Raw genomic sequence first — 18,864 nt, forward strand, 5'->3', positions numbered from 1 at the left:
TAAGGTTACATATCGATCCGATTCATTATTTGGGGGAAAAAGTGGCAACCTGGCTTTGTGTTAAACAGTGTGGCGCTTGCTGTCATCTTGACCCGACAGAACGCCCGGAATTAGACCAATATCTGGGAACGGAGGAACTCAAACTTTATCTCAGCTTGGTGGGTTCTGATGGTTGGTGCATCCATTTCAATCATGATACCCGTGAATGTAGTATCTACAGCGATCGCCCTCGGTTTTGTCGAGTCCAGGCTGATGTCTTTGAAGACCTCTATGGTATTGAACCAGACCAGTTAAATGATTTTGCGATCGATTGCTGTCAGCAACAGATTATCGGGGTTTATGGGGAGGACTCCCCAGAAATGGAGCGGTTTAACCAGGCTGTTGGTTGGGACGAATAACCTTGCATCTTCGGGCAGATTAGGTTAAATTGGATTTCATAATTGTTTCATAAAATATCCGTGACACTAATTTCCGAGCCTGTGGATTCTTCCCCAAATCAGTCTAATAGCCTTCCTGTGAGTCCTAACTTTCAGGAACAACCGTTAAATGAAACTACCATAATTGACCCCGCGCGCCTCCCAGGTGACTCTTCCACACAGCCAGATATGGTTTCGGGTGCGGCTGAATCTATCAAAGTTTGGGCGATTTTTACTTCGACATTTTTCACCATCTTTCTGGCGGAAATGGGGGATAAAACCCAGATTACTACCTTATTAATTACGGCGGAATCTCATAATCCTTGGGTGGTGTTTTTGGGCGCGGGAAGCGCTTTAATTACCACCAGTTTATTGGGGGTTTTGCTAGGTCAATGGTTGGCGCGTCATATTCAACCCCAAACTTTAGAACGGGCGGCGGGATTGACTTTGTTATTGATTTCTGCTATCATATTCTGGGAGGTTTTCCACTAAGTGATTGGCTGGTAAAATTAAATACTGAATATCAATGGATTTACAACTGTTAGGACTGAGTTTTATTACGGTATTTTTATCGGAGTTGGGAGATAAAAGCCAAGTAGCAGCGATCGCCCTAAGTGGTACGACCAAATCCCCTAAAGCCATCTTTTTTGGGACAGCATCAGCCCTAGTCCTGGCTAGTCTGATAGGGGTGTTGGTAGGTCAGGGTGTGGCGGAAATTTTACCGACTCAATGGGTGAAAATGGCGGCGGCGATCGGCTTTGCAATTATGGGAACTCGCCTATTATGGAATAGTAGCAAACCCACGGAAGATTAACCTACTTTAACCCTCTACCTTGGCTTTCATGGACTCGTCAAAGTGCCATCAGATTCCGATGACCTGTGTTAAGATGAAATTCCATGCCAATTATTTACTGTTTGTCTAGCTATGATTAACCTAAGTGGTGATATTCATTCCCTTTCCGACTTCCAGCGCCATACATCTGAATTTATAGCACAGATGAAAGAAACTGGGAAACCTATTGTCTTGACTGTAAACGGGAAAGCTGAATTAGTCGTCCAAGATGCTGTATCCTACCAAAAATTGTTAGACATGATGGAATATTTGGAAACACTTGCGGCGATTAAACAAGGATTAGCTGATGTCAACGCCGATCGCACTTCTTCTCTAGCAGAATTTCAACAGAAAATGCAGGAAAAATTAAGTTACTTCCAAACAAGCTGTAACTGCTGAAGATGGCGATAACCAAGTATAATCTCTCCCCAAGCCACCAATTAAGGCGGTTAAATTGTATTCCTCATCACAACCTCATGGGGGGTTACATTTCATTTCACCCTTTTAATCAATTTCTCCGCGACCCACCACGCACCCCATGAAAACAATATGCTCCCCAACAATGCTATAATAAACGGGTGGATATACGGTAGCCAAAAGCGATCGCTATCAGGACGCTCCCAAGGTTCAGTGATTAACCCGGAAGTTGAAGCGACGATCGCACCCGCCGCAATTCCCACACCCACCGCTTGGATATGGTTTTGTAGGTCCCCGTTAGCCTTTTGTTGTTTTCTGTAGTAGTCCGCTTCCGCTTGTTGGCGTTGGCGATCGCATTGTGCTTGGTCAATTTCCACAATGGCGCGAATAGAGGCGATCGCCTGGGAAATTAACCCCGTCCCCTGTTCAAAATAACTTAAATCCGCCGCAATTTGACCCCGGAATTGGGGCGCTGTTTGTTCCCCGAAGTGTCGCCAAAACGATAGTTCTTCCTTATCGGTTCCTAGTGTAGCACAAATCCGCTCGATTGTCTCATTATAATTGTTAAGATTTATGTTAATTGTATTCAATAAATCCTTAATTTTGCGGAGGAGGCGATCGTAAATCAAAGAATCAGCGGCTAGTTGTTTTAACTGAGTTTTAAAATGTTGGAGATAGGCATTATTTTCCGGGTCAGGTGTTGTCGCATCAATTTGGGATTGAATTGCGTCTAAAGTCGGGTCTAGGCTGAGATAATATTGTTTAAGTTGTTGATAAATTTCCCGGCTATCTTGAAAGGCTTTGCTGATTTTATGGCGATAGAAAAACAAATCAAAAGTTGGCTGAAAGCATTTCCCTAGAGTTTTATCGGCTATTTTATCTCGGAATAGCCAGATGAGAATATGGGGGGATTTATCGGGTTCGCGGGGGTTGCCATATTCAAAAATAGGACTCCCAAATAATTCCCCCAGACGGGATGGGGAAGTCTTTTGATGGAATAAAGCCTGATAGGATTGATTGGCTAATTCCGTCAATTCCGAACCTTGCAAATATTGATTTTCCGGGGTCAAATGGAGGGTTAACAGGAGAGTTTGTCCGAGAAAATAAGGAGTTTGGGGAAAGGGTAAAATCTGGTGAGGGTTGAACTGTTCCACCGCCAGAATTTCCACAATGTTGGTGGTGTCGCTATCATCATAGCCAATATTCAGAAAAACCCCATAACTGTCTTGAATTTGGACGGGTTGGATAAAGCCTTCGATATCGGGAGAGTCGGTGAAGGTGAAGGAAATCTGCTTTTTAGGTGGGGTGAGAAGGATACGATTTGGGGTGATGTGAAGATGGGGGTTTAGCCGGGTGTCGGTGAGGTGAGACAAAAGGCGATCGCAATTTGACCATAGAGGATGAGTCTCTCCCTCTGTGTCATCTTCCCGGAGATGATAAGCGCATAAATAGAGATTAGGGGCGAAAATGCGATCGGTCATTATTTTTCCTCAAGGCGTGTAGGTTGGGTGGAATGCAATGTAACCCAACATTTTACCCAGATTTGTTGGGTTGCGCTGTCGCTTCACCCAACCTACGATTTTAAGGGCTTTGTAGGTTGGGTGGAATGGAATATAACCCAACATTTTACCCAGATTTGTTGGGTTGCGCTGTCGCTTCACCCAACCTACGATTTTAAGATGGAACTTTAATAAATTCCGAGTTCAGGTCAACTTGCCAATTTTCATCAACAAATTCTAGGTTTTCATCATAGACTAACATCAGTTCCGCGATAGAAATGGGAGGGTTAGTGGTTTCGAGATTGAGGGTAAATTTCAGTTGAATGCGGCGTTTATCTCCGTTGAAAATCACGCCGCTGCTGATTAATTCGGGCGACAGAGGACGAGGGAGGATGATGTTTTCATAAAAGCGATCGCATTCATCCCAATAGCCGGATATTTGATAATCACATAATGCCAAATGCTCCCAAACCAGAGCATTAGCATCAATACCCTTAACAACCTCTGATAAATTTTCCCAAACCGGATGTTTATTGAAAGTTGCCATAAAAACCATCAAGATTAACCCTCTTTTTTGCCCATTTTCGGGGCGCGGGTTAGCAGAATTTCCGTAATTTTCGGATAGAGATTTATATAAGCCGTGTCCTCTGTATTGGGGGAATCGTTATCAGAACCTTTTAGCTTCCTTTCCCCCAACTTATCCATCACTTTTTGAGTCAGTTGAGGATAGGAAGCACACCATTTCCCCAGTTCATTCGCCAATTCCAAATCCGACTTATCTTGACAAGCTGCTAAACTATCGTTAAGCTGATCTAAGCCTTCGATAGCGCCTGAGCTTTGCCAAATATTATCCGGGTTACTGTCCCACACTTCCAGAAACGCAGCAATTAAATCTTGGGGATTCATTGGGGATTCTTCCTCATACAATACAGGTCAATTTATCTGTCCAATGGCGCAAAATGCAGCCCAGAAGTAAGGAGATGAAAACGGCTTACTTTCGGCGGTCTTCCCCCATTGTAAGGTAAATTTCATTTGCCCTCGCCGTTCCTCACTAATCACGGCACAGCTATCAATCCAGTCTAACAAATCTTGCACCGTGGCTTCCCGCAACCAAGTTTGAGTCTGTCGCAACGCCAAAACCACGGACAGGTCAGACTGCTGGAGAGTTTGATAAAACTGAATCATAAAAATCGCCGTCGATATATCCGCCACCGCCCAAAGGGTACTCACCACATTGGGAGAACCCGCCAAAATGAAGCCACTGGGTAAACCGATATATTCATCACTGGTGGAGGTGAAGTCCGTGATACCCGTTTCGCAGGCGGAGAGGGTGACGAGACGGCAACTGGTCAGGTCTAGGCGCAAGATATCCTCTAACGTCAGACATTTTTGCAGGTCTAGCAGTTTGTTGTCTTCTAGGGGCAGATAGTATTTTGTAGGTTGGGTGCAATGCAATGTAACCCAACATTTAACCCAGATTTGTTGGGTTCCGCGCTTCGCTTCACTCAACCTACGACTAAGCCCATATTTCCGAATCAGAGGCGAGCGCAATAATGAAGTTTATCTAATTAGCTAATTCTTCAATTAGTTCTACCATTGCTTTAGTCATAGGCATCCCAGTTAAAATCTCAATCCAATACCATTGACCATCTGGATTCAATTCAATGAAATATAAATTATCTTGTTCATCCTTAATAATATCAAAAGCACCAAACTTTAGTTTAAATTCTTTTAGCATATCATCCAGTTTTCTTAAATATTCTGATGGTAAATTATCAGGGTAGTGTAGTATTTTATCCGTTTCAGCAATACGCCAATCTACTGATACATTTTCGTCTTGTATCGTTTGTGAGTCAATTCTACATACAAAAGTATTTTTACCAATAATTGTTACGCGATATTCAGCTTTTTTATATACTTTTTTTTGGATAAAAACCGGACAAAGATGAATGCTATCTTTCATATTTTCTAATGTTTCTACATCTATTTTTCTAGTATAGCATTTATATTGCTTACCATTATAACTAAAACTGGGGTGACGTATCATAGACTTAACAACACATTCACCCTGTGATTGCACAAAATTTAAAGCTTTTTCGTATGAATTTGTAACTATTGTTGCAGGAATTTTTAACCCTAATTTATGAGCTAAAGGTATTTGATTAATACGGTAAAATGCTAAATTTATTTGATGCCAACAGTTAACCCAGTTCGCATTTGGGTATAGACCAATTAACGAATAAACTAGAGACTCTGTTTCCTTTTGACAATAGTTTATTGCCCATTCATTAGTAACTTCAGGCAAGACATTATATTGCTCAGACGATTGGAAGTTCCGCCACCATATAACTTTTACATTTTGTGCGTTTTTTTGAGAGTCTAAAAAATGCAAATAGTCTTGATTTAAGCGTCCCAAGCTCTCCCACTCATAAGCATAAAGACTGTTTTGTATAAACGTTTCTAAATTTAGTCTAACTATTTTTACAGAAGAATTAGAATTATTAATATGTTTAATAACTGCATCAGCATGAGTATCTAATTCAGATGTTACAATTAAACAAGATGGTTTCATGTTTTTTCCTATAAAAAAGACCTGTTGATCAAAGCATACAACAGGTCTTTATCGAGATTGCCTTAACCTACGCTTCCATCCAGACGACCAGTGGAAGAATTTTCAACGCACCACGGTTCATTCATGGCAGAAGTATTAGCTGTTTGGCTCTGAGGATCATAATCAGGAACATCACTAATCAATTGGTGATGAGGTGTGACGCTTAAGTGCATCATTAATGGATGAGAATTGGTTTCAAGAGTAATTTGTGTTGTTGTCATAGTGTTTGTTAATTAAATCTGCAAACAATCTGATTCGAGTATATCTATATCTTTACTAGATTGTCAAGTCGGATAAGATCAGATAAAGTCATATAAAGTCATGCTTTCCGAATCAGAGTAATTATATATGCCTCTCTAATGTTTCTCCCAGAATGTTAATATAGTAATCTAAAGTCATAAATGGTCATAATCTTGATCTGATCATATTTGAGGTCATTGCAGTGAATATCGAAGAAACATTACTCTTTGCCGATCAAGTTTTTTACTCCAATACTGGACAACACTTAGATGACGTACAAATAGGTTTAATTAAAGGAGTTTTAATGCGCCAAAAATATACTGATATTGCACAGGAGTTAAATTGTACAGAAGCTTACATAAAAAATGTCGGATATGAGTTATGGAAATTGTTATCGGAAATATTCCAAGAAGAAGTCAATAAATCTAATTTGCAGTCTACCCTATTGCGTCATCGATTTATTAACAGCTTCAACTTCAATATCTTTGGAAATATTGATCAAAATAATGTAATTGGTTCACTACAATTTTGTAGTCCAAGGCATGAATCGATGGAATTTTTACGTGGTAAGCAACAAGCCAAAGCGGAACTGGTTGTTCGTTTGCGAGAAATTGGAATGAGTGATGTACAAATATCTGAGTGTTTAAATATGAGTTTAGAAGATGTCAGAAAAATTGGTCTAGTAGAAGAATAGGCTTCTTTACTAGAAGCTTTAACATTGGGGTCGATGCCCATCTGGGCTTGGATGACGCGGGCATTCCGTAGGTTGCAGGTATTTTCGACTAAGACTGCTACATTTTCGGCTTGGTCGGGATTATCAGCTAGAAATGCTTGCACAAACTGGGCAATAGTATCCCGCCAAGCGGGAACAATCAACCCCATATTTTGCCGCATCAATTGATGCCCTGCGGCTGTATCGCCCGCCCTGCATTTCCGCTTGCAGCAGTTTTAACCAGAATTGCTGTAATCCTTCTTGCTGATTCTCTCCGGTTCTCCCCCCGTGCCAAAAACGCCCCTAGCTGTTTCGCCATCTTGCGTAAGAACCCCATAACCCTAAGTCTCCCCCTGCTCGCACACCTGCACAAACCCCTCATCCATCAACTCCAGATGACCGTTGATGATTTGCAGTGCTTCCCCCGGACAGTTGAGGAGTTCTTGAATCAGGGATAAATAAGCCTGCGATCGCTCTTCATCCATAGCCGCGCACCGGGTAGGGTATAGCACTCCCATTTTACCCCATTCCAGACACTCAGAAACGGGGTTAATTTATTAAATCTTGGTGAAGGAATCGAGATGCTACCAGAAACCCGGTTTCTTTTGTCAGAACACCCAATTATCAATTATCAATTATTTCGTCGTATTGGGTGCTGTTGTCTGTTGGCTGTTTTTTCATCGTCAGCAGAATCTCATCTAAGGATGTTTGGTCGAGAAACTGATGGCGTTCTTGGGTATAGTCGCCTTGACCATGAGTAAAGTATTGAATAAACCGGATTGTATCAACAACTCCCAAGGAATTGATTAGGACTTGATAGCCTTGTTTGATAATTTCTTGTTGTGTCTTGCTCATAATTGCTTTTTATTTTAGGTTGATAGTCATTAGCCATTGTACGGGATTTTGGATGGCAACATTTATCGTTTTAATATTTCGGTTTGCTCTGTTTATTAGACGATCGTCTGTGGATAAAAATACATCGGCATTACTTCGCTCTGCACTAGCAATATGGGTGGCATCATATCCAGAAAATCCTAGTTTTACAAGTTCTTGAGAACGGCTTTCTATAAACTGGCTACTATTTACCCTAATTTTAGCAAAACTCAGGATTGATTGTATATTTTTCAGTCTTTCAATGTCGGGAGTTTGAACAAGTTCTGCGTCTAAGGCGGCACTGGTGATAAGTTTCCACTGTCCTAATTCACATTGGTTTATAATCGTTAGGATTGCTTGAGTTTCTAGGGCGATTCTCGGCTGGGTTTGATTATCAAATGGACGATTGAGACAGCAAGCATCTAAGTAAATTCTGAGGCGATCGCTCATATTAGGCGAGTTCTCCCGGTTAAATTCCTGCATCACTCCCTGTTTTATGGCTTGGGAACACCATCCCGATTTTACCCATCCCCGCGACTCAGAAACCGGGTTGATTTCTTAAGTTTTTGTTAAGGAACAGAAATGCTGCCAGAAACCCGGTTTCTTTTGCCCGACTACCCAGAAACTAGATAGCTAAAGATTTCTGATTTTGCGTAACTCCTCCAAAAACTCCTCCCGCGTCACCGACCCTAAAACCTCGCGCCTTTCCTGGGTATAATCTCCCTGTCCCCAACCCATTTGTTGCAAAAAGCGAATCGCATCAGACTGTCCCAAATGATTGACTAAAATCTGATAGCCCTTTTCTCTTAACTCTAATGCGTTCATCATCAACAACTCCTGTTTACTACTCCTGTAAAACCTCAATCAGCCACACCACCGGATTACTAATAGCCACATTTAATTGTAGTTCATGCCTGCGAGCCGTCTTGAGCAGGCGATCATCCGTAGAAAGAAAAATATCCGCCCCAGATGCTTCAGCACAAGCAAGATGAAAAGAATCAAAAAGCCCAAACCCCAGACCTTCTAGTTGTCGTGAACGTTCCTCAACTGCCTGATTGATTTCCTGCATTCGTGTTGCTAATGCCAAGAGATTAAAGATGCTGGTTTTTTTCTCCAGATTCTGCATTTTTTCCAGTTCTACGAGAATGGCTTCACTCGAAATCAGTTGCCATTCTCCCGTGCGAACCCGTTCCAGAATACTTAAAACTGAGTCTCCCTCTAGCCGAACCCGCTCCTGCACCCAGTCATCAAAGGGGCGATTGAGACAACACACATCTAAATATACCGCAACCATCACACCCCCTGCAACTGAGCCGCCACCCACTCGCACACCTGCACAAACCCCTCATCCACCAACTCCAGATGACCGTCGAGGATTTGTTCTCCCCACTGGGACATTCCAGGAGTTCTGGAATCAGGGAGAGATAAGCCTGCGATCGCTGTTCATCCATAGCGGCGCACCGGGTAGAGGATAGCACCCCGATTTTACCCTATTCCCAAACCTCAGAAACCGGGTTTCTTTGTTAAATCTTTGTGAAGCAACAGATATGCTGCCAGAAACCCGGTTTCTTTTCCGGCGGCTAAAAGCCCGGTTTCTTCCCTGAAAAGATGAGTTATAATAATCCAACAGACTCAAATCACCTGAAAACTCAACCCTGACTATGACCCGGCAACCTACTCAAAATCAGCCCCAGGCAATCGAAGCACGAGTCACCAGCTTGGAAATCGAACTCACTCAAATTAAACAAGTCTTAGCCACCGTCACCTCCCCACCACAACCCTGGTGGGAACGCATTGCCGGGAGTCACGCCAATGATCCCAGCTTTGAAGCGGTGATTCAACTCGGACAAGAATGGCGCAAATCTGCCGAATAAAGTCAGCAAAATCCGATGTATATTCTCGATACTGATCATCTGAGTCTCATTCAACGCAATGGTGAACCCGGTCAACGGATTTTGGCAAAAATAGCAACCGTTGAGAATATTCAAATTGCCGTCACCGTCATCACCTATGAAGAACAAATCAGAGGAAGACTCAGTTTTTTGTCCCAAGCGAAAACAGTTCAGCAACAAATCATCGCTTATGAAGGACTGCAAAAAACGGCAAAGGACTATTGTTTTATCCCCATTTTACCCTTCGATTATCCTGCCGCAGTCGAGCATCAACGCCTCCGCAAAACCTACCCCCGTTTAGGGAATATGGACTTGAAAATTGCTGCCATTTCTCTGGTTCAAAATGCCACCCTCCTAACGTGCAACGAGTCTGATTTTGGCATTATCCAAGAACTCTCTATCGAAAACTGGTCAATCAACGGTTCTTGAATCAGGGAGAAATAAGCCTGCACTCGTTGTTCATCCATAGCCGCGCACCGGGTAAGGAATAGCACTCCCATTTTACCCCATTCCAGACACTCAGAAACGGGGTTAATTTATTAAATCTTGGTGAAGGAATCGAGATGCTACCAGAAACCCGGTTTCTTTTCCAGCGGCTCAAAACTCAGTTTTCTCTGACAAGATGGGTTATAATCATCCTGATGCTCCAATCATCTGAAAACTCAACCCTGACCATGACTCGGCAACCTACTGAAAATCACCCCCTGGCGATCGCCGCACGAGTCACCCGCTTGAAAAATGAATCGCACTGGTGGTTTAATGCTATCAGTAATTTAAGTTAAGATCAAACCCTTAATTACTCCTATCATCTTGATTAAAATGACTCGAAAAATCAACCTTGAACTTCCCGACGATCTGAGCCAACGTTTAGAATCCAAAGCTCAAATCATCAACCTCTCTTTAGAAGCAATGATCTTAAAATCATTAGAGGACTTAGCTACCCAACCTGATGATCCAATTGCCGCACTGATTGGCACATTAAGCGCTGAAAATAACGATATTGCATCTCGCCACGACGACTATATTGGCGAAGCCATTTATTCACGGGAGTTGCCCAGTGAATAATAGTGTATTTGTTGATACTTCTGGCTGGGCCAACTTATTTATCAAAACTGAACCGGCTCATCAGTATGCAGTAGAATGGTTTACTCAAGCTAGACAACAAAAATACTTAATGGTGACAAGTAACTATATTGTCCTTGAACTTGTAGCATTGCTCAATAGTCCACTTAGAGTTCCTCGCCCCCAAATTTTTCAATATATTGATGCGATTCAATCTGCTCCTTATTTGCAACTCGTTCGCGTCAATCAGCAGATTGAAAATGCCCCATGGGAACTTTTAAAACAGCGGTTAGATAAAAATTGGTCACTGGTTGATGCCACATCATTTATAATCATGCAACAATTAGAAATTACCGACGCTCTAACTAGCGATCATCATTTCGATCAAGCGGGTTTTGTTCGTCTTCTTAAATCCCAGAGCGCTTTTTATCCATAGCCTATAGCAATCCTAAATGATTTATAACATCTTCTTCAGGGGCACACCGGGTAGGGGATAGCATTCTGATTTTACCTCATCCCAGAGACTCAGAAACCGGGTTACTTTCTTAAATCTTTATGAAGAAACAGAGATGCTACTAGAAACCCGGTTTCTGGCAGCCCCCACCCGCTATTTTAGGGATTTGATGCACAATTCGGCTACATTCCCGTTAAAATAGATGGCATCCAACCCATTAAATTACCCCCTTATGGCACTGACCCGAATTACCCCAGAGGGAACCGCAACGATTCCCCCAGAAATTCTCGACTGGCTGCAATTAAAACCGGGAGACCCGATTAATATCGCCATTTCTCCTGATGGCAAAGTCTATTTAGAACCCGTCCCCAAAGCCGCTAAAATTGATGTCCGTACCTTATCGGGTTGTCTCTACGATCCAGACAGAAAACCCGTTTCTCTAGCGGAAATGGAACAAGCCATTGCTGAAGGGGCAGGAGAATCGATGTGAAAGGTTTGGATACCAATGTCATCGTCCGCTTTCTAGTCCGAGACGATGAATCACAATGGCAGCAAGCGGATCGATACATCAATCAAGCCCTAGAAAATCATCAAACCTGCTTGATTAATAATATTGTCCTTTGTGAAGTTGCTTGGGTATTACGCAGTCGGTATAAAATTAAGCGAGACCAACTCATTACTATCCTATAAACTCTCTTAAATACCAATATTTTTGTATTTGAAAATTCCGATGATATCGCTTGGGCAATTCATAAAATGAAGTCGGTAAATGCTGATTTTTCTGATTATTTGATTGTTCGCATCAATCAACAAGCTGGCTGTGATGAAACCGCATCGTTTGATGTCAAGCTAGGGCAATTATCCCAGGTTTACCGGCTGGGTTCATAAACTCTCAGAAACCGGGTTTCCTTCTTGATTTTTTGTGAATAAACACCAGATGCTGCCAGAAACCCGGTTTCTTTTGCCCGACTACCCAAAAACCCGACTACTCAAGATTTCTGATTTTGCGTAACTCATCCAAAAACTCCTCCCGCGTCACAGACTCTAAAACCTCGCGCCTTTCCTGGGTATAATCTCCCTGTCCACAACCCATTTGTTGCAAAAATCGAATCACATCAGACTGTCCCAAATGACTGACTAAAATCTGATAGCCCTTTTCTCTTAACTCTAATGCGTTCATCATGAAAAATTCCTGTTTACTGCTCCTGTAAAACCTCAATCAGCCACACCACCGGATTACGAATAGCTACCTTTAATTGGTGTTCATGTCTGCGAGCCGTCTTGAGCAGGGGCGATTGAGACAACACACATCTAAATATACCGCAACCATCACACCCCCTGCAACTGCGCCGCCACCCACTCGCACACCTGCACAAACCCCTCATCCACCAACTCCAGATGACTGTTGAGGATTTGCAGTGCTTCCCCCGGACAGTTGAGGAGTTCTTGAATCAGGGAGAGATAAGCCTGCACTCTTTGTTCATCCATAGCCGCGCACCGGGTAGGGAATAGCACTCCCATTTTACCCCATTCCAGAGACTCAGAAACCGGGTTAATTTCTTAAATCTTGGTGATGCGATCGCTATCCTACCAGAAACCGGGTTTCTTGTCTTTCAAGAATCTATGTGCTAAACTGAAATAGCGCTGAAGAAAAATGAGAGCCATATTTATGCAAATCCGAGGCATTAAACGCGGTAAAACTATCGAGCTAACCGAAAATATTGCGGTCCCTGACGGCTCTGAAATTATCCTGGAAATTAGCCCACCCATCCCCCCGACACCAGAAGAACATTGGCAGCAATTATGTCAACTATTTGGTGCTTGGTCAAACCAACCCGATTTAGATGCTACCTTGACAGCGATCGCTCAACAACGCCATCAAAACCACGGTCGAGAATTATTTAATCTTGATTGATTTATGTATTTGCTAGATACTAACGTATGTATCGCTTTACTTAAAAATCATCCCAATGCTGTAGCCAAATTCGCCCAGCATTTTCAATCGTCTTGTCTGAGTTCTATTGTGGTTTCCGAACTCTACAAAGGGGTTTATTGCTCACAAAAAATAGAACAAAACTTGGCTAAATTACAACAGTTACAGTTTATGAGTCTATTTTATCACAAATAGAGATAGCACCCCTATTGTCCCCCGAAACCGGGTTAATTTCTTAAATCTTGGTGATGCGATCGCTATCCTACCAGAAACCCGCTTTCTTTGAGAAACCCGGTTTCTTGACACTCCACCGAGAAACCCGCTTTCTTTGAGAAATGTTGGCTAATTTAGGATTAGTCACAATCAATTACCTCGGATATTTGGGATAGGGTGAATCGGCTGTAAAAAGGTTTCTGGAAGCCTCCCTAATTATTCAACCGAGAAGGGGTGAGGAAATAGATAAACTTATACCAACCCCCGTTGGTTCACTTGCGCCTAACAGCAGAGTCCCTGGGTGGCGTGAGAGGCTGGGGTTGAAGTAAGCTACTGGAAGGCAAAAATGGCGGGAATTTGTTAACATCAGAAAAATGTTAGTTGAGCAACCCGAGTCCCATGGCGTTAAAGAGCGATCGCATTGTCATTGTGGGCGCTGGATTTGGTGGTTTAACAGCAACCCGCCTCCTAGCTAAGGCGGGCGCGAATGTGTTGCTAATCGATCGCAACTGCTACCATACTTTTATACCCCTACTGTATCAAGTAGCCACCGGGTTACTATATCCCCACCAAATCGTTTATCCCCTCCAGTCAGCATTCAAAAAATATCCCAATGTCGAATTTATCCAGACTAACGTTGACCGGATTAATTATGAATATCAATGGGTAGATACAGATCACGGACAAATCAGATATGATATTCTCGTCATCGCTACCGGAAGCCGTCCCCAATTAGATCACATCCCTGGGGCTGCTAAATATAGCTTAACTTTAAATACCCTAGAAGATGCGGCGGTTGTGCGCCATCATATCGTCGATCGCATTCGCCGGGCTATTTTAGAACCTGAACCCATTGATCGCGCCCGGTTATTGACATTTGTGATTGTTGGTGGCGGTCCGACCGGGGTAGAATTGGCCGGAGGTTTAATCGACCAACTCCGCGCTTTGTTAGGTTGGCGGCGGTTATTCCCCCTGGCGAAGGTGATTTTAGTACATTCCGGCGATCGCCTACTTCCCAACTTTTCCCAGGGGTTTAGCGCCTATTGTGAACGTCATTTACGCCAATTGGGGGTATCTGTCTGGTTAAATCGTCGGGTTTTGCGGGTCAACTCCCAGGGGGTAGAATTAGACACCGGAGAAGCGATCGCCGCCCCAACTATTATCTGGACAGCAGGGGTACAAGCCGATCATCCCAGCCAGCTTGACCAAATCTCTACCGCCGCCAAGGGTAAAATCATTGTGGAACCCATTTTACAAGTTCCCGATCATCCTAAAGTATATGCGATCGGAGATGTGGCTTTTCTCTGGCCTGATCATGGTCTTAGCGGTATCGCCCCGGAAGCTATCCAACAGGGGGAAGCGGTGGCGACCAATATTTTGCATCAGTTACGGGGAACATCTCCGCAACCTTTTCGTTATATTGATAAAGGCAAGGCTGCTATTATTAGTCGCTATGCTGGGATTTTGTCATGCGATCGCCTCAATAACACCGGATTTTTGGGTTGGCTAACTTGGTTAGTGATTCATATGTGTTATCTACCGGGATGGCGCAATCGCTTAACAGTCGGCTATAACTGGTTCTGGGATTGTGTTTTAGGACTGAGACTGCTAAAACCGATTATCCGCCCTTACCGGGAAATTGCCTTTTTAAATAGTCCTGATCCGGCTATCGAGTTTTTTAAGGATAAATCCCAAAGAAAGCGATCGCATTTGTTGTCTCAAGATAATTGGATTATGAATTATATTCCCCTAATTGGACGAGCATTTTTAGCCACCATTTTTATCAATTCATCCGTTAGCAAAATCTTGGATTTCGCCGCTACCGAGGAAATGATAGCATTGCGGGGATTGCCACATCCCAATTTAATGCTATTAGGAAATATTGTGTTTCAATTAGTGGGGGCTTTTTCTTTAATTCTAGGTTATAAAACCCGTTGGGGGGCGATTATTTTGATATTATTTTTAATCCCCACCACCCTAGTTTTCCACAATTTCCTAGATGATCCTGCTCAGAAAACGGCATTTTTAAAGAACTTAGCCCTAATTGGTTCTTTAATGATGGTTTCCTACTTTGGCCCAGGACCTGTTAGCTTAGATGAGAGGGTATAAGCCAAGGACCCAGCAATCATCGCGATTATAAACAATACCGGGTTAAGAATACCTAAAACTAGGGCGGTAATGGCGGGACCCGGACAGTAGCCAGCAATACCCCAGCCAATGCCAAAAATAGCGGCTCCCATGATTAAAGTGGGGTCGATATCTTGGCGAGTAGGTAGATAAAATTTGTTGGAAAATAGGGGGTGAGGAAGACGGAGGACAAACCGAAAAGCGATCGCTGTCACCCCCACAGCGCCGCCGAGGACAAAGATTAAAGTAGGGTCCCAAACTCCCACAAGATCCAAAAATCCCAAGACGCGATCGCGATCCATCATTTGGGATAAACCCAGCCCGAAACCAAATAAAATCCCAGAAACCAAGACAATTATATTTTCTTTGAGGTTCATAAAATTACACCCCTAAAACATGACGCATGATAAATACAGTAATAAAAGCAGTGGTCATAAATGAGAGAACTGCTATCAGCGATCGCATAGAAAAGCGACCCAAACCACAAACCCCATGACCACTGGTGCAACCGTTACCCATACGAGTACCAAACCCCACCAGAAAACCACCAATAATCATTAATAAAGGTACGGAATTTGACAGGGGAGTTGGTGGGGATGGAAATCCATATTCATAAATAGCAGCCCCAGCTATTAAACCCAGAAGAAATAGCCATCGCCAAGCCTCCTGGGATTTAAAAGTAATCGCCCCATTAACCATGCCGCTAATGCCAGCAATCCGACCATTAAAAGCCAATAATATGGTAGCACTCAGACCAATTAAAACCCCGCCCATTAATGCACTTATCCAGTTAAAATCAGCCATATTACCTCCTGAACGATTAACACTGTTTCACCATCTCAATTATCATGATTGTGAGAGTTTTTCAGATGTGCAACTATCAAGAACGTCTAATATTGAAACAGCACCAATTCTGTCGCTTCCAGAGAGTGGCGACGATCCAGCCATGTTGTTCTAACAAATCAGCGATCGGTTTAGCCTGTTCTAGCAAAATACCACTGAGAACCCCCCAACTATTAGGTTTAGTCAGACAGTCCAACTGAGGAATTATATCCATAATCACCTCAGCCAAAATATTGCATAAAATCCCATCAACAGGTCCTTTAGCACGCTTAATCAACTCCTCAACACTTCCCACCTCACTAATCATTTGTTCTGGGGATATATGGTTAAGGTCGCGGTTTTCATTAGCCGATCGCACCGCTAAGGGGTCAGTATCGACACCATAAACCTGAGTCGCCCCCAATAGGATCGCACCAATACCCAAAATTCCCGAACCACAACCGATATCAACAACAGTGATCGGATTTTCCCCTAATATTCCCAAACGCATTTCTAGGGACTCCAAGCAAAGCTGAGTAGTAGCATGGGCTCCGGTACCAAAAGCCACCCCAGGGTCAAGACGTAAAATAAGGCGATCGCTATTTTCGGGGGGAGTTAGCCAAGCCGGATAAATCCAAAAGCGATCGCCAATTTCCGTTGGTTCCCAATGCTGCTTCCAACTACTAGACCAGTCTTCCTCATCAATGAGATCCCATTGCACAATAGGGATAGACATTTCCATACACAAAGCATCCTGGCGCAGCAAAATAGATAAAGCCGCCAGGTCCAAAAGATGAGCTTGTTCTTCTGGTAAATAGGCACAAATCAAACAAGACTGATGTTTAGTTTGACTGGCTGTTCCCCGAAAGCCAAAATTTTCGAGTCGCCAGAAGACAGTTTCTTCTAGGTTCAAATCACAGACTACTCGAATTTCCCACCAGCTATGTGCCATATCAGTTACTTTTGGGGCCAGACAATATGCGAGCATTTAGCTCACTAGAAGTATGGGGATAATTTATCCCACTAGAGGTAGTGTGAGCATCTGATTCTCCACTTTCTCCAGTCTAGTCTGCCAGGAGCCATTAAGTCCAGCACCCTAATTTCCTTGAGTTTAGAGAGTTACCGTATAGGCATCCCGGATACCTGCTACTTTCATGATCTCACTCAACAGTCCGTCCGGCAATGGGTCATCTAAACTTAAAACCATCACCGCCTCTCCCCGTACAATTTTACGACCGACCTGCATACTAGCAATATTGACATTAAAGCTACCCAGCAGCGACCCGATTTTACCGATAATTCCCGGCATATCTCGGTGGAGAGTAAATAACATATAACGAGTCGGGGGTACGTTAATGGGGAAATCATCAATATTTGTCACCCGAATTTCGCGATCGCCCAATAGAGCCCCCGTCACCGAATGAGTACCTAAAGATCCCTTAGCTTCCAAATGCAGAGAGCCGGTATAGTCACAGACCGAAGCATCCCTAGTTTCAATGACCCGAATACCGCGTTCTTTGGCTTCAATGGTAGCATTAACATAATTAACCCGCTCCCGCAGAGCCTGAGATAACAAACCTTTCAGAGCCGCTACCACCACCGGTTTACTATCGCGATTGGCTAAATCCCCTTGTAAACGGATATCCAAGAAATCGACCCTACCTCCTACCAATTGGCTGACCAAATTTCCCAAGGTTTCCGCCAGTTGTAGATAGGGCTTGAGTTGTTCGAGAGCATCGGGATACAACCCAGGAATATTGACCGCTGAACGAGCTGGTAAGCCCAACAATACATCTCTAATTTGTTCAGCTACATCAATGGCTACATTAACTTGAGCTTCTTCTGTCGATGCTCCTAAGTGGGGAGTGAGGATCACCTTTTGACCCAACTCCCGCAGGGGGGAATTTTCCTCTAGGGGTTCGTTTTCATAAACATCTACCGCCGCCCCAGCAATTTGATCATTTTTCAGAGCTTCTGCTAAAGCTACTTCATCCACAATACCCCCACGAGCGCAGTTAATGATACGAGCTGTGGGTTTCATTTGAGCCAGAGCCTGTGCATTAATTAAATGATAGGTCTCCTCAGTTTTCGGCATATGTAGACTGATATAGTCTGACTCGCGGATCAGTAAATCTAAATCTACTAACCGACAGCCTAACTGTTCGGCGCGATCTTGGGAAATAAATGGATCATAGGCTAGTAATTTCATCCCCATAGCTTTGGCGGCGGAGGCTACATGGGAACCGATTTTACCCAGTCCCACAATCCCCAGGGTTTTTTTGTAAACTTCTACCCCAATAAACTGTTTGCGATTCCACTGGCCGCTTTTTACGGATACATTGGCTTCGGGAATATGGCGCGATAGGGCTAACATCATGGCTATAGCGTGTTCGGCAGCGGCGATCGTGTTACCTTGGGGGGAGTTAACTACGACAATTCCTTGGCGGGTGGCCGCGGGAACATCCACGTTGTCCACCCCCACACCAGCCCGACCAATAATTTTAAGCTGAGTACCCGCTTCTATTATTTCTTTGGTGACACGAGTACCAGAACGGATCATCAGGGCATCATATTCGGGAATAATCTTTACCAGTTCCTCAGCAGGTAGTCCGGTTTTGACATCCACCTGAGCCACCTGAGAGATAATGTCAAGTCCAACTTGATCAATCGGATCAGATACAAGAACCTTAGGCATGGTTGGGCCAATAAATTGCAACTGTAGGGGATTAACCACAACTTCCTTGATTTAAGGATTCGTGGT

32 protein-coding genes are annotated in these 18,864 nt (G+C 43.5%); 15 read left to right on the plus strand and 17 right to left on the minus strand.

Features of this window, described 5'->3' with window-relative positions; genetic code table 11:
• The first annotated feature begins 41 nt into the window (after positions 1-41).
• The 4 genes from XZ46_RS21635 to XZ46_RS21650 all read left to right on the plus strand — a co-directional run bounded on the left by XZ46_RS21635 (position 42) and on the right by XZ46_RS21650 (position 1,647).
• Positions 42-398 carry a YkgJ family cysteine cluster protein gene (locus XZ46_RS21635; RefSeq protein WP_006668538.1) on the plus strand — a complete coding sequence of 119 codons (357 nt, stop codon included), beginning with the start codon at positions 42-44 and terminating at the stop codon, positions 396-398.
• A 60-nt stretch (positions 399-458) separates the two neighbouring features.
• Positions 459-908 (plus strand): TMEM165/GDT1 family protein, encoded by a 450-nt coding sequence (locus XZ46_RS21640; RefSeq protein WP_008053910.1) that lies wholly within the window; start codon positions 459-461, stop codon positions 906-908.
• Positions 909-942: 34 nt separating this feature from the next.
• Positions 943-1,230: a TMEM165/GDT1 family protein gene (locus tag XZ46_RS21645; RefSeq protein ID WP_006623729.1), complete on the plus strand. Its 288-nt coding sequence runs from the start codon at positions 943-945 to the stop codon at positions 1,228-1,230.
• A gap of 111 nt (positions 1,231-1,341) precedes the next feature.
• Positions 1,342-1,647 carry a type II toxin-antitoxin system Phd/YefM family antitoxin gene (locus XZ46_RS21650; protein WP_006668540.1) on the plus strand — a complete coding sequence of 102 codons (306 nt, stop codon included), beginning with the start codon at positions 1,342-1,344 and terminating at the stop codon, positions 1,645-1,647.
• A 92-nt stretch (positions 1,648-1,739) separates the two neighbouring features.
• On the opposite strand, the gene XZ46_RS21655 is transcribed toward XZ46_RS21650, so the two are convergent.
• The 6 genes from XZ46_RS21655 to XZ46_RS30735 form a co-directional block, all read right to left on the minus strand.
• A complete protein-coding gene (locus tag XZ46_RS21655) occupies positions 1,740-3,146 on the minus strand; it encodes a hypothetical protein (protein WP_008053911.1) in 1,407 nt (468 codons plus the stop codon).
• A 193-nt stretch (positions 3,147-3,339) separates the two neighbouring features.
• A complete protein-coding gene (locus XZ46_RS21660) occupies positions 3,340-3,711 on the minus strand; it encodes a hypothetical protein (protein ID WP_228116394.1) in 372 nt (123 codons plus the stop codon).
• A 14-nt stretch (positions 3,712-3,725) separates the two neighbouring features.
• Positions 3,726-4,070 (minus strand): hypothetical protein, encoded by a 345-nt coding sequence (locus XZ46_RS21665; protein ID WP_006668545.1) that lies wholly within the window; start codon positions 4,068-4,070, stop codon positions 3,726-3,728.
• 27 nt (positions 4,071-4,097) lie between these two features.
• Positions 4,098-4,673 (minus strand): CHAT domain-containing protein, encoded by a 576-nt coding sequence (locus tag XZ46_RS21670; protein ID WP_228116395.1) that lies wholly within the window; start codon positions 4,671-4,673, stop codon positions 4,098-4,100.
• A gap of 55 nt (positions 4,674-4,728) precedes the next feature.
• Positions 4,729-5,736, minus strand: coding sequence for an MvdC/MvdD family ATP grasp protein (locus XZ46_RS21675; protein ID WP_008053921.1), 1,008 nt, complete (start codon positions 5,734-5,736; stop codon positions 4,729-4,731).
• 62 nt (positions 5,737-5,798) lie between these two features.
• The gene (locus XZ46_RS30735) at positions 5,799-5,996 is read right to left on the minus strand and encodes a hypothetical protein (RefSeq protein WP_008053923.1); all 198 of its coding nucleotides are present in this window, start codon (positions 5,994-5,996) and stop codon (positions 5,799-5,801) included.
• A 221-nt stretch (positions 5,997-6,217) separates the two neighbouring features.
• Here XZ46_RS30735 and XZ46_RS21680 point away from each other — a divergent pair, with 221 nt between their 5' ends.
• Positions 6,218-6,709 (plus strand): helix-turn-helix domain-containing protein, encoded by a 492-nt coding sequence (locus tag XZ46_RS21680; RefSeq protein WP_008053925.1) that lies wholly within the window; start codon positions 6,218-6,220, stop codon positions 6,707-6,709.
• Between the two features lie 359 nt (positions 6,710-7,068).
• On the opposite strand, the gene XZ46_RS35560 is transcribed toward XZ46_RS21680, so the two are convergent.
• From XZ46_RS35560 to XZ46_RS21700, 5 genes are all read right to left on the minus strand, one after another.
• Positions 7,069-7,245 carry a hypothetical protein gene (locus tag XZ46_RS35560; RefSeq protein ID WP_008053927.1) on the minus strand — a complete coding sequence of 59 codons (177 nt, stop codon included), beginning with the start codon at positions 7,243-7,245 and terminating at the stop codon, positions 7,069-7,071.
• A gap of 106 nt (positions 7,246-7,351) precedes the next feature.
• Complete coding sequence (locus XZ46_RS21685; protein WP_008053929.1) at positions 7,352-7,582, minus strand: hypothetical protein; 231 nt, start codon at positions 7,580-7,582, stop codon at positions 7,352-7,354.
• Between the two features lie 9 nt (positions 7,583-7,591).
• Positions 7,592-8,083, minus strand: coding sequence for a PIN domain-containing protein (locus XZ46_RS21690; RefSeq protein WP_008053931.1), 492 nt, complete (start codon positions 8,081-8,083; stop codon positions 7,592-7,594).
• 150 nt (positions 8,084-8,233) lie between these two features.
• Positions 8,234-8,428 carry a hypothetical protein gene (locus tag XZ46_RS21695; RefSeq protein WP_008053933.1) on the minus strand — a complete coding sequence of 65 codons (195 nt, stop codon included), beginning with the start codon at positions 8,426-8,428 and terminating at the stop codon, positions 8,234-8,236.
• A 16-nt stretch (positions 8,429-8,444) separates the two neighbouring features.
• On the minus strand, positions 8,445-8,894 hold the full coding sequence (locus XZ46_RS21700) for a PIN domain-containing protein (protein WP_008053935.1): 450 nt from the start codon (positions 8,892-8,894) through the stop codon (positions 8,445-8,447).
• Positions 8,895-9,261: 367 nt separating this feature from the next.
• On the opposite strand from XZ46_RS21700, the gene XZ46_RS21710 reads away from it, so the two are divergent.
• The 7 genes from XZ46_RS21710 (at position 9,262) to XZ46_RS37645 (ending at position 11,896) form a co-directional block, all read left to right on the plus strand.
• On the plus strand, positions 9,262-9,474 hold the full coding sequence (locus XZ46_RS21710) for a hypothetical protein (protein ID WP_008053940.1): 213 nt from the start codon (positions 9,262-9,264) through the stop codon (positions 9,472-9,474).
• A 15-nt stretch (positions 9,475-9,489) separates the two neighbouring features.
• A complete protein-coding gene (locus tag XZ46_RS21715; RefSeq protein ID WP_008053942.1) occupies positions 9,490-9,921 on the plus strand; it encodes a type II toxin-antitoxin system VapC family toxin in 432 nt (143 codons plus the stop codon).
• Between the two features lie 390 nt (positions 9,922-10,311).
• On the plus strand, positions 10,312-10,557 hold the full coding sequence (locus XZ46_RS21725) for a hypothetical protein (protein ID WP_006668555.1): 246 nt from the start codon (positions 10,312-10,314) through the stop codon (positions 10,555-10,557).
• Positions 10,550-10,990 (plus strand): type II toxin-antitoxin system VapC family toxin, encoded by a 441-nt coding sequence (locus XZ46_RS21730; RefSeq protein WP_008053944.1) that lies wholly within the window; start codon positions 10,550-10,552, stop codon positions 10,988-10,990. The genes XZ46_RS21725 and XZ46_RS21730 overlap by 8 nt, the downstream gene beginning before the upstream one ends.
• A gap of 250 nt (positions 10,991-11,240) precedes the next feature.
• Positions 11,241-11,498, plus strand: a complete 258-nt coding sequence (locus XZ46_RS21735) for an AbrB/MazE/SpoVT family DNA-binding domain-containing protein (RefSeq protein WP_006668558.1) — start codon at positions 11,241-11,243, stop codon at positions 11,496-11,498.
• Entirely contained in the window at positions 11,495-11,698 is a 204-nt protein-coding gene (locus tag XZ46_RS37010) for a type II toxin-antitoxin system VapC family toxin (protein ID WP_008053946.1), read from the plus strand. The genes XZ46_RS21735 and XZ46_RS37010 overlap by 4 nt, the downstream gene beginning before the upstream one ends.
• 66 nt (positions 11,699-11,764) lie before the next feature.
• Positions 11,765-11,896 carry a PIN domain-containing protein gene (locus tag XZ46_RS37645; protein ID WP_008053947.1) on the plus strand — a complete coding sequence of 44 codons (132 nt, stop codon included), beginning with the start codon at positions 11,765-11,767 and terminating at the stop codon, positions 11,894-11,896.
• A gap of 97 nt (positions 11,897-11,993) precedes the next feature.
• Here the strand turns inward: XZ46_RS37645 and XZ46_RS21745 are convergent, their stop codons facing one another.
• Together XZ46_RS21745 and XZ46_RS37015 are read right to left on the minus strand one after the other, a co-directional pair.
• Positions 11,994-12,191, minus strand: a complete 198-nt coding sequence (locus XZ46_RS21745) for a hypothetical protein (protein ID WP_008053949.1) — start codon at positions 12,189-12,191, stop codon at positions 11,994-11,996.
• A 146-nt stretch (positions 12,192-12,337) separates the two neighbouring features.
• Positions 12,338-12,529 (minus strand): hypothetical protein, encoded by a 192-nt coding sequence (locus XZ46_RS37015; RefSeq protein WP_006623694.1) that lies wholly within the window; start codon positions 12,527-12,529, stop codon positions 12,338-12,340.
• 133 nt (positions 12,530-12,662) lie between these two features.
• Here XZ46_RS37015 and XZ46_RS21755 point away from each other — a divergent pair, with 133 nt between their 5' ends.
• The 3 genes from XZ46_RS21755 (at position 12,663) to XZ46_RS21765 (ending at position 15,263) form a co-directional block, all read left to right on the plus strand.
• The gene (locus tag XZ46_RS21755; protein ID WP_228116396.1) at positions 12,663-12,923 is read left to right on the plus strand and encodes a hypothetical protein; all 261 of its coding nucleotides are present in this window, start codon (positions 12,663-12,665) and stop codon (positions 12,921-12,923) included.
• A gap of 9 nt (positions 12,924-12,932) precedes the next feature.
• Positions 12,933-13,136 (plus strand): type II toxin-antitoxin system VapC family toxin, encoded by a 204-nt coding sequence (locus XZ46_RS21760; RefSeq protein ID WP_198449133.1) that lies wholly within the window; start codon positions 12,933-12,935, stop codon positions 13,134-13,136.
• 399 nt (positions 13,137-13,535) lie between these two features.
• Positions 13,536-15,263 carry an FAD-dependent oxidoreductase gene (locus tag XZ46_RS21765; RefSeq protein WP_228116397.1) on the plus strand — a complete coding sequence of 576 codons (1,728 nt, stop codon included), beginning with the start codon at positions 13,536-13,538 and terminating at the stop codon, positions 15,261-15,263.
• Here the strand turns inward: XZ46_RS21765 and XZ46_RS21770 are convergent.
• From XZ46_RS21770 to serA, 4 genes are all read right to left on the minus strand, one after another.
• On the minus strand, positions 15,221-15,658 hold the full coding sequence (locus XZ46_RS21770; RefSeq protein WP_006623692.1) for a DUF6691 family protein: 438 nt from the start codon (positions 15,656-15,658) through the stop codon (positions 15,221-15,223). The genes XZ46_RS21765 and XZ46_RS21770 overlap by 43 nt on opposite strands.
• Positions 15,659-15,662: 4 nt before the next feature.
• The gene (locus XZ46_RS21775; protein ID WP_008053957.1) at positions 15,663-16,085 is read right to left on the minus strand and encodes a YeeE/YedE family protein; all 423 of its coding nucleotides are present in this window, start codon (positions 16,083-16,085) and stop codon (positions 15,663-15,665) included.
• A gap of 76 nt (positions 16,086-16,161) precedes the next feature.
• Positions 16,162-17,055 (minus strand): 50S ribosomal protein L11 methyltransferase, encoded by an 894-nt coding sequence (gene prmA, locus XZ46_RS21780; protein WP_006623690.1) that lies wholly within the window; start codon positions 17,053-17,055, stop codon positions 16,162-16,164.
• Positions 17,056-17,214: 159 nt separating this feature from the next.
• Positions 17,215-18,798 carry a phosphoglycerate dehydrogenase gene (serA, locus tag XZ46_RS21785; RefSeq protein ID WP_006668563.1) on the minus strand — a complete coding sequence of 528 codons (1,584 nt, stop codon included), beginning with the start codon at positions 18,796-18,798 and terminating at the stop codon, positions 17,215-17,217.
• Positions 18,799-18,864: the final 66 nt, after the last annotated feature.

The organism is Limnospira indica PCC 8005 (assembly GCF_000973065.1).
Taxonomy (GTDB): Bacteria; Cyanobacteriota; Cyanobacteriia; order Cyanobacteriales; family Microcoleaceae; genus Limnospira; species Limnospira fusiformis.